Origin of the sequence: Janthinobacterium rivuli (assembly GCF_029690045.1) — a bacterium.
GTDB lineage: Bacteria > Pseudomonadota > Gammaproteobacteria > Burkholderiales > Burkholderiaceae_D > Janthinobacterium > Janthinobacterium rivuli.
Window position 1 is genome coordinate 1774592 of record NZ_CP121464.1, and the last position, 12900, is coordinate 1787491.

Sequence of the window (12900 nt, forward strand, 5' to 3'; positions counted from 1 at the left end):
TGCATGATGCATTCGCGCCATTGACGTAAGGGGTCTGACCCGTCGGGTCAGACCCCAGCTTTCTGCTGCGAAAAGGGATGTGCCTCAAGCCGCCAGTTGCCGCTCCTGTGCCGCCTTCACTACCGCGCTGACCAGCGCGAGCAAGGCCTGCGGCGTCTCCAGTAAATGGTCGGCGTTCCAGTGCTGTGGCTCGACGGGGCCGCAGTAGCCCCAGGCGCAGGCCACCGTGCGCATGCCGGCGGCGCGGCCGGCCTGGATGTCGCGCAGGTCGTCGCCCACGTACCAGCAGGCTTCCGGCGCCAGGTCCAGGCGGCGCGCCGCTTCCAGCAGGGGGGCTGGGTGCGGTTTCGGGTGCGGCATGGTGTCGCCCGAGATCACGCAGCCGGCCGCGCCCAGGCCGATCTGGCCGACCAGCGGGTCGGTGAAGCGGGCGGCCTTGTTGGTGACCACGCCCCAGGCCAGGCCCAGGGCGGTCAAGCCTTCCAGCAGGGCGGGGATGCCGTCGAATAAGCGGCTTTCCACGGCCAGGGCCGCTTCGTAATTGTTCAGGAAGCCGTCTTTCAGGGCTTCGTAGCCGCTTTCGCCCGGGGCAATGCCATACGACGCGCCGATCATGCCGCGCGCGCCGGCCGAGGCCGTGGGGCGCAGGATGTCGTACGGCGTCGGCGCCAGGCCGGCACGTGCGCGCAGCAGGTTGATGGCCGCTGCCAGGTCGGGCGCGGTGTCGGCCAGGGTGCCGTCGAGGTCGAACAGGATGGCGCGCGGGGCTGGCAGATGGTCAGTGATCATGGCGGGCAAAGTGTGTCAAGTGGGAATGAAAAATGGCGGCCGCAGCCGCCTTGCATTGTGCGTGATGGTTACAGCGGCCGGGTGCAGGCCACCAGGTAATTGACGCTGGTATCGCTATTAAGTGAGTAAATCTTGGTCAGCGGATTGTAGCCCATGCCGCGCATGCTGTTGACGTCCAGGCCGGCGCTGCGCAGGTATTGCGACAGTTCGGCCGGGGTGATGAATTTGTCATAGTCGTGCGTGCCTTTCGGCAACAGGCGCAGCAGGTATTCGGCGCCCAGGATGGCGAACAGATACGCTTTCGGGTTGCGGTTCAGGGTCGACAGGAAGACGTGGCCGCCCGGTTTCACCAGCGCGGCGCAAGCCTTGACGATGGCGGCGGGGTCCGGCACGTGCTCGAGCATTTCCATGCAGGTCACGACGTCGTACTGGCCTGGCTCTTCCTCGGCCATGGCTTCGGCGGCGATCAGCTTGTAGCGTACCTTGGCGCCCGATTCCAGGCTGTGCAGGTCGGCAACTTTTAGTGCCTTCTCGGACAGGTCGATGCCCGTCACGTCGGCGCCCTTGCGGGCCATCGATTCGGCCAGGATGCCGCCGCCGCAGCCGATGTCGATCACGCGCTTGCCGGCCAGCGGCACTTTCGCGTTGATCCATTCCAGGCGCAGGGGGTTAATTTCGTGCAGGGGACGAAACTCGGAAGTGGGGTCCCACCAGCGGTGGGCCAGCTCACTGAATTTTTGGATTTCGAGAGGGTCGGCGTTCATAGGTCGAATAATAGCGGCAATTTTACAATTGGGCAGCCACGGACGAAAAAAAACCCCGCCGTGGCGGGGTTTTTCATGCTGTTCTTGACTTGCGCGATGACTTGCGGCAAGTCCAGGGGATCAGCTATTACTTGTTGCGGGTACCAACAACTTCGATTTCCACGCGACGGTTTTTCGCACGGCCTTCGGCAGTTTTGTTATCAGCAACAGGTTGTTTCTCGCCTTTGCCTTCGGTGTACACGCGGTTGCTTTCAACGCCTTTGGTGACCAGGTAGGCTTTGACAGCATCAGCACGACGTACCGACAGTTTTTGGTTGTAAGCATCGGTGCCGACGGAGTCGGTGTGACCCACAGCGATGATGACTTCCAGGTTGATGCCGCCCAGTTGTGCGGACAGCTCGTCCAGCTTGGCTTTGCCTTCTGGCTTCAGCGTCGCTTTGTCGAAATCGAAGAATGCATCAGCAGCGAAGCTGACTTTTTCCGAGGTAGGAGCAACGACTACTGGCACTGGCACGACTGGTGCTGGTGCTGGAGCAGGTACGACTGGTGCTGGAGGAGCCACGCATTTGCCGTCTTGCAGGGTTTCTGGCTCTACGCACAGTGGTACGTCGCAACCTGGCACCGCGTCAGCAGGTGTCCAGTAGCCGGTACGCCAGCACAGACCGAATGGGTCACGCACGATGACGCCGCGGGCATCTTGCACGTAAGCGCTTTTTGGGCTTGGTGCTTTGATGTCAGTGGTAACTGGCGCGAATGGTGGGGAGGTTGGGGTTTGGGCCGAAGCCGAGCCAGCAATCACTGCGGATGCAGCGAAAAACAGCGTTACAAATTTATTCATTCTTTTTTCCTTTCGGGGGGTGATATCCGCAGAACAACACTGCGCTACTGGTGCTACGTGCCAAGATTTTATCATGTAGACCATATGCGCTCGTTTCAGATTGCGAAACTAGCAATTAACTTCCCAGTCATTTTGCCACACGCATCAGGGGCACACGACCGTGGTTAAATCAAAGCTTGCCCGATTTTAGACCGTGCGTTGTTTTTGCGCAACGAAAATGCCCATTTGTAACGCGTCTGTAACAATTGATCGCTTTTTTTGCCTCTTTTAAGGGCAGGTGTCTTGAACTGATATTGCCATTGTGCATTATCGACAGGGCAACATGCACGGCTTCCGTGCAAACTGCCAATCTTGCCGGTATGGCCAATTTGTACAGGTAGCTGGGCGCGCATGCTAAAATCGTGCGCTTGACTGTCAAGAGTGTCGAGCAAATGCCCACGGCGGCACGGCATGGCCAGCACCTACCCTTGCGGTAGCCGTACTGGCCGTGCCGCCAGCCCGCCGATTTGTTCTGGCACTCTGCGACATGGACACCGGGCCACGCCAGCAGCGCGCGGCGCGGCGTCCACGACGACAGCCACCCAGGATATGCAGTATTGCGTCATACATTGCGTAACAGATAAGTTAACCACAGCCTGAGATCAGTCGAACCGCCAATGGATCAATTCGCAAAAGAAACAATTCCTATTTCCCTCGAAGAAGAGATGCGCAAGAGCTACCTCGATTACGCCATGAGCGTGATCGTCGGTCGCGCCTTGCCCGATGCGCGCGATGGCTTGAAGCCAGTGCACCGCCGCGTCTTGTTCGCGATGCATGAAATGAATAACGTGTGGAACCGCCCTTACGTCAAGTGCGCCCGCGTGGTCGGCGAAACCATGGGTAAATACCATCCCCACGGCGATGCCTCGATCTACGACACACTGGTGCGCATGGCGCAGGATTTCTCGCTGCGCTACATGCTCGTCGATGGCCAGGGCAACTTCGGTTCCGTCGACGGCGACGGCGCCGCGGCGATGCGTTACACCGAGTGCCGCCTGGACAAGATCGCCAGCGAGCTGCTGGCCGATATCGACAAGGATACCGTCGACTTCCAGCCCAACTATGACGGCAAGGAAAAGGAACCGACGGTCTTGCCGACGCGTATCCCGAACCTGCTGATCAATGGCTCGTCCGGTATCGCCGTCGGCATGGCGACCAACATTCCGCCACATAACATCACCGAAGTCATCGACGGCGCGCTGCACGTGCTGCGCAATCCCGAGTGCACGATCGATGAATTGATCGAGCTGATCCCGGCACCGGACTTCCCGACGGCCGGCATCATCTATGGCGTGTCCGGCGTGCGCGACGGTTACCGCACGGGCCGCGGCCGCGTCGTCATGCGCGCCAAGACCCACTTCGAAGAATACGGCAAGGATGGCGGCCGCATCGCCATCATCGTCGACGAGCTGCCATTCCAGGTCAACAAGAAATCCTTGCTGGAACGTATCGCTGAAAACGTGCGCGACAAGAAGCTCGACGGCATTTCCGACATCCGCGACGAATCCGACAAGTCGGGCATGCGCGTGGTGATCGAGCTGAAACGGGGCGAAGTGCCGGAAGTGGTGTTGAACAATCTGTACAAGCAGACCCAGTTGCAAGACACCTTCGGCATGAACATGGTGGCCCTGGTCGATGGACAGCCGAAGCTGCTGAACCTCAAGCAGATGCTGCAATGCTTCCTGTCGCACCGCCGCGAAGTGGTCACGCGCCGCACCGTGTTCGAACTGCGCAAGGCGCGCGAACGGGGCCACGTACTGGAAGGCCTGGCGGTCGCGCTGGCCAACATCGATGACTTCATCGCCATCATCAAGGCCGCGCCGACGCCGCCGATCGCCAAGGTCGAGCTGATGGCCAAGGCCTGGGATTCGTCCGTGGTGCGCGAAATGCTGGCCCGCACGGGCGACGGCACGACGCCAGGCGGCATCGATGCCTACCGTCCGGAAAACCTGCCGAAGCACTACGGCATGCAGACGGATGGCCTGTACAAGCTGTCGGACGACCAGGCGCAGGAAATTCTGCAAATGCGCCTGCAGCGCCTGACCGGCCTGGAACAGGACAAGATCGTCAACGAGTACAAGGACGTGATGGAACATATCGCCGACTTGCTCGACATCCTGGCCAAGCCGGAACGCGTGACCGTCATCATCACCGATGAAATGACGGCCGCGAAGAACGAATACGGCGCTGGCAACAAGGACGTGCGCCGCTCGCAGATCGAGTTGAATGCGACCGACCTGGAAACGGAAGACCTGATCACGCCGCAGGACATGGTCGTGACCCTGTCGCACACCGGTTACATGAAGGCCCAGCCGATCACCGAATACCGCGCGCAAAAACGCGGTGGACGCGGCAAGCAGGCCATGGCGACGAAAGAGGAAGACTGGATCGACCAGCTGTTCATCGCCAACACGCACGACTACATCCTGTGCTTCTCGGATCGTGGCCGCATGTACTGGCTGAAGGTATGGGAAGTGCCGCAAGGCTCGCGCAATTCGCGCGGCAAGCCGATCGTCAACATGTTCCCGTTGCAGGACAACGAAAAGATCACCGTGATCCTGCCGCTGTCGGGCGAGAACCGCACGTTCCCGGAAGACCATTATGTCTTCATGTCGACCAGCCTCGGTACCGTCAAGAAAACGCCGCTGAAGGACTTCAGCAATCCACGCAAGGCCGGCATCATCGCGGTCGACCTGGACGACGGCGACTTCCTGATCGGCGCGGCGCTGACCGACGGCCAGCACGACGTGATGCTGTTCTCGGATTCGGGCAAGGCAGTGCGCTTCGACGAAAACGATGTGCGTCCGATGGGCCGTACGGCGCGCGGCGTGCGCGGCATGAACCTGGAAGAAGGCCAGCACGTGATCGCCCTGCTGGTGGCAGAGAACGAGCAGCAGTCGGTACTGACGGCCACGGAAAACGGCTACGGCAAGCGTACGCCGATCACCGAATACACGCGCCATGGCCGTGGCACGAAAGGCATGATCGCCATCCAGACCAGCGAGCGCAACGGTAAAGTGGTTGCCGCGACCCTGGTCGATACCAGCGATGAAATCATGCTGATCACCACCGGTGGCGTCTTGATCCGCACCCGCGTGTCGGAAATCCGCGAGATGGGCCGCGCGACGCAGGGCGTGACCCTGATCGCCGTGGAAGACGGCACCAAGCTGTCCGGCCTGCAGCGCGTGGTGGAAACGGATATCGACGAAGTCGAGCTGACGACGGAGGCGGACGCCGCGCCTGCGCCGGCGGCGGTCGACCCGGTTGATCCGGTCGATCCGGCCCAGCCGGAGTAAGATGATTGGGGCTCTTTCGGGAGCCCCAATTGCTATTGGCGCGCCAGTTGCGGCGCCAGCCTGCGTGTCCCACTTGTTCCCCGCTTTTATAAAGTCCCGCATGCCATGAGAAAAATCGTCGCCACCTTCTTCGCCGCATTTTCGCTGGCCTTCCTCGCGACCCTGCCGGCCCTGGCCCAGAGCACGCAAGCCACGCCCGCGCGCCAGGCGGCGCCCAGCCCCGCCATGAAAGTGGCCGTGCGGCGCATGCTCGACGCGATGCAGTTCCCGCAACTGACGCGCAACATCTTCGACCAGATGCTGCAATCGATGCCCGCCATGATCCGCCAGTCGGCGCAGCAGCAAATCAACAGCAACCCGAAACTGGACGAACAGCGCAAGGCGCGCGCGCTGGCCAGCGCCGAGGAAGAAATCCCCTGGCCATCGCCACCCTGACGCAGGTATTGGCCGACCCGACCCTGATCGAAGAGCTGGGCGATGAAATGGTGCCCCTGTACGCGCGCTTTTACACGGTGCCGGAAGTCGAACAGCTGACGGCCTTCTACAAGACGCCGCTGGGCCGCAAGATGCTGGCCACCATGCCGCAACTGTCGGCCGAATCGATGGCCATCAGCCAGCGCGTGCTGAACCCCCGCGTGAATGCCGTGCTTGACCAGTTCATGCGGGCGGCCACGCAGTCGCCCCAATAAGATTCCCATTTTGCCAAGGACCGTATCGTGACCCATATCTACAATTTTTCCGCCGGCCCCGCCGTCCTGCCCAAGGAAGTGCTGGCGCAAGCTGCCGCCGAGATGCAGGACTGGCATGGCAGCGGCATGTCGGTGATGGAAATGAGCCACCGTGGTCCCGAATTCATTTCCATCTACAAGCAGGCAGTGGCCGACCTGCGCGAACTGCTGGCCGTGCCCGATAATTACAAGATCCTGTTCCTGCAGGGCGGTGGCCTGGGCGAAAACGCCATCATTCCGATGAACCTGGCTGGCTTGGCCGCGCAGCAGCCGGCCACCGTGGACTTCGTGCATACGGGCTCGTGGTCGGGCAAGTCGATCCAGGAAGCGGCCAAGTATGCCAACGTCAACGTGGCCGCGTCGTCCAAGGCTGCCCGTTTCACGGGCGTGCCGCCAGTTGGCGAATGGAAGCTGACGCCAGGCGCCGCCTACCTGCACATCTGCACCAATGAAACCATCGACGGCGTGGAATTCCAGCAGGCGCCAGGCGTGCCGGCAGGAACCACCATCGTGGCCGACATGTCCTCGCACATTCTGTCGCGCGTGATCGACGTGTCGCAATATGGCGTCATTTTCGGCGGCGCGCAGAAAAATATCGGCCCGGCCGGCCTGACCCTGGTCATCGTGCGCGAAGACTTGCTGGGCAAGGCGCTGCCGATCTGCCCGTCCGCTTTCGACTGGACCATCGTGGCCGAACATGAGTCGATGTACAACACGCCGCCCACCTACGGCATCTATATCGCCGGCCTGGTTTTCCAGTGGCTCAAACGCCAGGGTGGCGTTGCAGCCATGGAACAGCGTAATATTGAGAAAGCGGCGCTGCTGTACGCGGCGCTCGATGCGGACGACTTCTATCAGAACCGGGTCGACCCCGCATACCGCTCGCGCATGACCATCCCGTTCTATCTGCGCGACGAAAGTCTGAACGACGCATTCCTGGCTGGCGCCAAGCAGCGCGGCCTGCTGCAACTGAAGGGCCACAAGTCCGTCGGCGGCATGCGTGCATCGATCTATAACGCGATGCCGATCGAGGGTGTGCAAGCCTTGGTGAATTATCTGAACGAGTTTGCCGGACGCTGAGTCGCCTAGACGACCGCGCCGGCCCGCCGCCGGCGCAGGCCGCGCGGCCATGATTGAAGTACAGCTGACGAAACAAACCACCATGACCGATAAATTGAAACCGCTGCGCGAACAGATCGATGCGATCGACGCGCAAATCCTCGAACTGCTGAACCGCCGCGCGCAAATCGCCCAGCAAGTGGGCCACGTGAAAGCGGAAACCCAGGCGCCCGTGTTCCGCCCCGAGCGCGAAGCGCAGGTGCTGCGCGGCGTGGCCGAGCGCAATCCCGGTCCCATGGGCGACCGCGAAGTGCAGACCATCTTCCGCGAAATCATGTCGTCCTGCCGCTCGCTGGAAAAGCGCGTGACCGTGGCCTACCTTGGCCCGGCCGGCACCTTCAGCGAACAGGCCGTGTATCAGCAGTTCGGCAGCGCCGTCGAAGGCTTGCCATGCGCGTCCATCGATGAAGTGTTCCGTTCCGCCGAGGCGGGAACGGCGGACTTTGGCGTCGTGCCGATCGAAAATTCCTCGGAAGGCGCCGTCAACCGCACCCTGGACATGATGCTGCAGACTAGCCTCATCATCAGCGGTGAAGTGGCGATCGCCGTGCACCACAGCCTGATGACGAAGAGCGGCAACATGGATGGCGTCACCGCCATCTGCGCCCATTCGCAGGCGCTGGCGCAGTGCCAGGTGTGGCTGAACCAGAATTATCCGAACGTTGCGCGCCACGCCGTGGCCTCGAACGCCGAGGCGGCCCGCATGGCCGGCGAAGATGGCACGGTGGCGGCGATTGCCAGCGAACTGGCCGGCGCGCAGTACAAGCTGGGCGTGGTCAAGGGCCATATCCAGGACGACCCGCACAACCGCACGCGCTTTGCCGTCGTGGGCACCTTGCAGACGGCGCCGTCGGGCAAGGACCAGACCTCGCTGGTATTGGCCGTGCCGAACAAGGCCGGCGCCGTGTACCAGTTGCTGGCGCCTCTGGCCAAGCACGGCGTGTCGATGACGCGCTTCGAATCGCGCCCGGCGCGCATGGGCAGCTGGGAGTATTATTTCTATGTCGACGTGGAAGGCCACGTGCACGACACGGCCGTCGCCCAGGCGCTGGGCGAGCTGCAGAGCAATGCGGCGTTTTTCAAGGTGCTGGGGTCGTATCCGGTCAGTTTGTAACCCGGTAAAGGCCGGGGTCGGACCCTCAGGGTCCGACCCCAGTCATTGCTTTGGGGGTTCATCAATCATTCACCAACTTTTAAAGAACACCATGTCTAAAAATATCGGTCCAGAATACGTCCGCGCCATCGCCCCTTACCAGAGCGGCAAACCGATCGCGGAAGTCGCGCGCGAATTCGGCCTCGACGAGGCAGCCATCGTCAAGCTGGCGTCGAATGAAAATCCGTACGGCATGCCGGAATCGGCCAAGCAGGCGATGATCGCCGCCATCGATGACCTGGGCCGCTACCCGGACGCCAACGGCTTCGACTTGAAAGCCGTGCTGTCGAAGCGCTACGACGTGCCGGCCGACTGGATCACCCTGGGCAATGGCAGCAACGACATCCTGGAAATCGCCGCGCACGCGTTTGTGCAGCATGGCCAATCCGTCGTGTACTCGCAGTATTCGTTCGCCGTGTACGCGCTGGCCACGCAAGGACTGGGCGCGCGCCACCTCGTCGTGCCGGCGCAAGCCTATGGTCATGATCTGGACGCCATGGCGGCGGCGATTGCCGACGACACGCGTTTGATTTTCATCGCCAACCCGAACAACCCGACCGGTACCTTCCTGACGGCCGCGCAGCTGGAAGCCTTCCTGCAAAAAGTGCCGGCGCACGTCGTCGTCGTGCTGGACGAGGCCTACAACGAATTCCTGTCGGCCGATGACCAGTACGAGTCGACGGCGTGGGTGCGCCAGTATCCGAACCTGGTGGTCTCGCGCACCCTGTCGAAGGCCTACGGCCTGGCCGGCCTGCGCATCGGCTTCGCCATCGCCCAGCCCGTGCTGACGGACCTGATGAACCGCATCCGCCAGCCGTTCAACGTCAACTCGCTGGCGCAGGCGGCCGCGATTGCCGCCCTGAACGACAAGGCCTTCCTCGAGCAAAGCGCGCGCAACAACGCGGCCGGCTACCAGCAGTTCACTGAAGCGTTTGCGCAACTGGGCCTGGAATACGTGCCATCGCACGGCAATTTCGTGCTGGTCAAGGTGGGCGACGATGAAGGCGCCGGCGCGCGTGTGAACCTGGCGTTGCTGAAACAAGGCGTGATCGTGCGTCCCGTGGGCAGCTATGGCTTGCCGCAATGGCTGCGCATTTCCATCGGCCTGCCGCAGGAAAACGCCATCTTCATCGCCGCGCTGACGAAAGCGCTGGCCTGACCTTATGACGACGCCTGCACTGAACAAGGTAGTGATCTTTGGCGTGGGCCTGATCGGGGGCTCGTTCGCGCGCGCCCTGAAACATGCGGGCGCGGTGACCACCGTGGTGGGCATGGGCCGCTCGCCGGCCTCGATGGCGCGCGCCTTGGAGCTGGGCATCATCGATGAAATCGGCGGCGACATGGCGCAAGCCTTGCATGGCGCCGACCTGGTGCTGCTGGCCGCGCCTGTGGCGCAAACGGGTGCCATCCTGGCGTCCATCGCGCCGCATCTGCAGCCCGGCACCATCGTCACCGATGCGGGCAGCACGAAGAGCGACGTGGTGGCGGCCGCGCGCGCGGCGCTCGGTGGCAAGGTGGGGCAATTCGTGCCCGGCCACCCGATCGCGGGGCGCGAGACGAATGGTCCCGACGCGGCCATCATCGACCTGTATCAGGGCAAGAAAGTGGTGCTCACGCCGCTGGCGGAAAACGCCGCGGACGACGTCGAACGCGTGGCGGCCGCCTGGCGCGCCTGCGGCGCCATCCTGCACACTTTGAGCCCCGAAGAACATGACAAGGTGTTTGCCGCCGTCAGCCATCTGCCGCATCTGCTGGCCTTTGCGCTCGTCGACGACATCGCCAACAAAGCGCACGCAGGCCTGCTGTTCCAGTACGCGGCCAGCGGCTTTCGCGACTTTACGCGCATCGCCGGCTCATCGCCGGAAATGTGGCGCGACATCAGCCTGGCCAACCAGCCGGCGCTGCTGCACGAACTGGACGCCTACCTGGCGCAGTTGACGACCTTGCGCGCCCACCTGGCCGCGAACGACGGCGCCGCCATCGAAGGCGTGTACGCGAACGCCCAGCACGCGCGGCAGCAATGGATCGAGGCGATTGAAACGGCGGAAATTCCGCCCGCGCCCACACGATAAATACTCAAGGATTCCAGCATGACCCAGACCAAGCACTATCCCCACCATATCGATCTGAAACCGGTGATGCACGCCGAGGGCACGGTGCGCCTGCCCGGCTCGAAAAGTATTTCCAACCGCGTGCTGCTGCTGGCCGCGCTGGCCAAGGGCACGACGAAAATCATCGACTTGCTCGCCTCCGACGACACCTTCGTCATGCTGACGGCATTGACGTCGCTGGGCGTGAAATGGACGCAGGATGAATTGACGGGCGACCCGGCCACTGCCCACCAGGTGCATCACGTGGAAGGCTGCGGCGGGGTGTTCCCGCACCACGAGGCGGATCTGTTCATGGGCAATGCCGGCACGGCCATTCGCCCGCTGACGGCGGCGCTGGCCGTCATCGGCGGCGACTACACGCTGCATGGCGTGTCACGCATGCACGAGCGCCCGATCGGCGACCTGGTCGACGCGCTGAACGCCGTCGGCACGCAGATCGAGTACACGGGCGAGCAGGGCTTCCCGCCGCTGCGCATCCGCCGCGGCCATATCCACGCGCAGCGCATCGCCGTGCGCGGCAACGTGTCGAGCCAGTTCCTGACGGCCCTCCTGATGGTGGCGCCGCTGATGGCGCGCGACCATGCGGTCACCATCGACGTGACGGGCGAGCTGATTTCGAAGCCGTACATCGAGATCACCCTGAACCTGATGCGCCGCTTCGGCGTGACGGTCGAGCATGACGGCTGGCAGTCGTTCACCGTGCAGCCGGGCCAGCAATATCAAAGTCCTGGTACGATCCACGTGGAAGGCGACGCTTCGTCGGCCTCGTATTTCCTGGCGGCCGGCGCCATCGGCGGCGGTCCCGTGCGCGTGGAAGGCGTTGGGCGCGACAGTATCCAGGGCGACGTACGCTTCGTCGAAGCCTTGCAGCAGATGGGCGCGACCATCACCATGGGCGAGAACTGGATCGAAGCCCGTTCGAACGGCGTGCTAAAAGCTGTCGATATGGACTTCAACCATATTCCCGACGCGGCCATGACGATCGCCGTGGCCGCCCTGTACGCGGACGGCACCTCGACCTTGCGCAATATCGCCAGCTGGCGGGTGAAGGAAACGGACCGCCTGACGGCCATGGCGACGGAGTTGCGCAAGCTGGGTGCGGAAGTGGAAGAGGGCGCGGACTACCTGCGCGTGACGCCGCCAGCGCAGATTCAGGCAGCCACCATCGACACGTATGACGACCACCGCATGGCCATGTGCTTCTCGCTCGCCTCGCTGGACGGCGCCGCGCGCCGCGGCAACGAGATGCGCATCAACGACCCGAAATGCGTGGCCAAGACCTTCCCCGAGTATTTCGCCGCATTCGCGGGGATTGCCAAAGACACCCTGATTTAATTGATTGCCTAATACTATGCCGACCTCCAACATCCCAGTCATCGCCATCGATGGCCCCACCGCTTCCGGCAAGGGCACGGTGGCGCACCGCGTGGCCGACAAGCTGGGCTTTCATTACCTGGACTCGGGCGCGCTGTACCGCCTGACTGCCTTGAGCGCGCTGCGCCGCGGCACGGACTTGCGCGACGAGCACGCGCTGGCCAAGCTGGCCGAACACCTGCCTTGCCATTTTGCCGGCGGCGAGATCCTGCTGGCGCATGAAAACGTCACCGAGCAGATCCGTGCTGAAGAAGTGGGCAATACGGCGTCGAAGATTGCCGTATTGCCAACGGTGCGCCATGCGCTTGTGGGTTTGCAGCTGGGCTTTCGCAAGACGCCAGGCCTCGTGGCCGACGGGCGCGACATGGGCACGGTGATCTTCCCGCATGCCCCATTGAAGGTGTTCCTGACGGCCAGCGTCGAGGCGCGCGCGCAACGGCGCTACAAGCAATTGATAGACAAGGGTTTTTCTGCTAATATGGAAGACCTTCTGATGGATTTGCAGGCGCGGGACGAACGTGATACTCACCGTGCGATTGCGCCGCTGGTTCCCGCGGAAGGGGCGCATGTCCTGGATACGTCGGAAATGACGGCTGATGAAGCCGTCGAAACCGTGTTGAAATGGTATGCGTCAGTTGCAAAATAGTGTGATTTTTATGCTATGTGGTGCCCGTTGACGGCTCCTGGCC

At 62.5% G+C, this 12900-nt stretch carries 13 protein-coding genes; 9 read left to right on the forward strand and 4 right to left on the reverse strand.

What is annotated here, in order from left to right; all coding sequences use genetic code 11:
* Positions 1–84 precede the first annotated feature (84 nt).
* The 4 genes from P9875_RS08065 to P9875_RS08080 all read right to left on the reverse strand — a co-directional run bounded on the left by P9875_RS08065 (position 85) and on the right by P9875_RS08080 (position 2783).
* A complete protein-coding gene (locus P9875_RS08065; protein WP_278318060.1) occupies positions 85–789 on the reverse strand; it encodes an HAD family hydrolase in 705 nt (234 codons plus the stop codon).
* Positions 790–857: 68 nt separating this feature from the next.
* Positions 858–1553 carry a bifunctional 2-polyprenyl-6-hydroxyphenol methylase/3-demethylubiquinol 3-O-methyltransferase UbiG gene (gene ubiG / locus P9875_RS08070; RefSeq protein ID WP_035825644.1) on the reverse strand — a complete coding sequence of 232 codons (696 nt, stop codon included), beginning with the start codon at positions 1551–1553 and terminating at the stop codon, positions 858–860.
* 127 nt (positions 1554–1680) lie between these two features.
* Complete coding sequence (gene ompA, locus P9875_RS08075; RefSeq protein ID WP_035825645.1) at positions 1681–2391, reverse strand: outer membrane protein OmpA; 711 nt, start codon at positions 2389–2391, stop codon at positions 1681–1683.
* A gap of 164 nt (positions 2392–2555) precedes the next feature.
* Positions 2556–2783, reverse strand: a complete 228-nt coding sequence (locus tag P9875_RS08080; protein ID WP_176388710.1) for a hypothetical protein — start codon at positions 2781–2783, stop codon at positions 2556–2558.
* Positions 2784–3047: 264 nt separating this feature from the next.
* Between P9875_RS08080 and gyrA the strand changes: the two genes are divergently transcribed.
* The 9 genes from gyrA (at position 3048) to cmk (ending at position 12857) form a co-directional block, all read left to right on the forward strand.
* Positions 3048–5726, forward strand: coding sequence for a DNA gyrase subunit A (gene gyrA, locus P9875_RS08085; RefSeq protein WP_278318061.1), 2679 nt, complete (start codon positions 3048–3050; stop codon positions 5724–5726).
* Between the two features lie 105 nt (positions 5727–5831).
* The gene (locus P9875_RS08090; RefSeq protein WP_278318062.1) at positions 5832–6161 is read left to right on the forward strand and encodes a hypothetical protein; all 330 of its coding nucleotides are present in this window, start codon (positions 5832–5834) and stop codon (positions 6159–6161) included.
* A gap of 8 nt (positions 6162–6169) precedes the next feature.
* The gene (locus P9875_RS08095; RefSeq protein ID WP_278318063.1) at positions 6170–6415 is read left to right on the forward strand and encodes a DUF2059 domain-containing protein; all 246 of its coding nucleotides are present in this window, start codon (positions 6170–6172) and stop codon (positions 6413–6415) included.
* A gap of 27 nt (positions 6416–6442) precedes the next feature.
* The gene (gene serC / locus P9875_RS08100; protein ID WP_278318064.1) at positions 6443–7534 is read left to right on the forward strand and encodes a 3-phosphoserine/phosphohydroxythreonine transaminase; all 1092 of its coding nucleotides are present in this window, start codon (positions 6443–6445) and stop codon (positions 7532–7534) included.
* Between the two features lie 82 nt (positions 7535–7616).
* On the forward strand, positions 7617–8687 hold the full coding sequence (pheA, locus tag P9875_RS08105) for a prephenate dehydratase (RefSeq protein WP_035828753.1): 1071 nt from the start codon (positions 7617–7619) through the stop codon (positions 8685–8687).
* 91 nt (positions 8688–8778) lie between these two features.
* A complete protein-coding gene (hisC, locus tag P9875_RS08110) occupies positions 8779–9885 on the forward strand; it encodes a histidinol-phosphate transaminase (RefSeq protein ID WP_278318065.1) in 1107 nt (368 codons plus the stop codon).
* A 4-nt stretch (positions 9886–9889) separates the two neighbouring features.
* A complete protein-coding gene (locus tag P9875_RS08115) occupies positions 9890–10798 on the forward strand; it encodes a prephenate dehydrogenase (RefSeq protein WP_278318066.1) in 909 nt (302 codons plus the stop codon).
* Positions 10799–10816: 18 nt separating this feature from the next.
* Positions 10817–12172, forward strand: coding sequence for a 3-phosphoshikimate 1-carboxyvinyltransferase (gene aroA / locus P9875_RS08120; protein WP_278318067.1), 1356 nt, complete (start codon positions 10817–10819; stop codon positions 12170–12172).
* A gap of 16 nt (positions 12173–12188) precedes the next feature.
* Positions 12189–12857 carry a (d)CMP kinase gene (gene cmk, locus P9875_RS08125; RefSeq protein ID WP_278318068.1) on the forward strand — a complete coding sequence of 223 codons (669 nt, stop codon included), beginning with the start codon at positions 12189–12191 and terminating at the stop codon, positions 12855–12857.
* Positions 12858–12900 lie beyond the last annotated feature (43 nt).

Coding starts and splice junctions, on each gene's coding strand:
- P9875_RS08065 (WP_278318060.1), bottom strand. CDS start 789: ATGATCACTGACCATCTGCCAGCCCCGCGCGCCATCCTGTTCGACCTC.
- ubiG (WP_035825644.1), bottom strand. CDS start 1,553: ATGAACGCCGACCCTCTCGAAATCCAAAAATTCAGTGAGCTGGCCCAC.
- ompA (WP_035825645.1), bottom strand. CDS start 2,391: ATGAATAAATTTGTAACGCTGTTTTTCGCTGCATCCGCAGTGATTGCT.
- P9875_RS08080 (WP_176388710.1), bottom strand. CDS start 2,783: ATGCGCGCCCAGCTACCTGTACAAATTGGCCATACCGGCAAGATTGGC.
- gyrA (WP_278318061.1), top strand. CDS start 3,048: ATGGATCAATTCGCAAAAGAAACAATTCCTATTTCCCTCGAAGAAGAG.
- P9875_RS08090 (WP_278318062.1), top strand. CDS start 5,832: ATGAGAAAAATCGTCGCCACCTTCTTCGCCGCATTTTCGCTGGCCTTC.
- pheA (WP_035828753.1), top strand. CDS start 7,617: ATGACCGATAAATTGAAACCGCTGCGCGAACAGATCGATGCGATCGAC.
- hisC (WP_278318065.1), top strand. CDS start 8,779: ATGTCTAAAAATATCGGTCCAGAATACGTCCGCGCCATCGCCCCTTAC.
- P9875_RS08115 (WP_278318066.1), top strand. CDS start 9,890: ATGACGACGCCTGCACTGAACAAGGTAGTGATCTTTGGCGTGGGCCTG.
- aroA (WP_278318067.1), top strand. CDS start 10,817: ATGACCCAGACCAAGCACTATCCCCACCATATCGATCTGAAACCGGTG.
- cmk (WP_278318068.1), top strand. CDS start 12,189: ATGCCGACCTCCAACATCCCAGTCATCGCCATCGATGGCCCCACCGCT.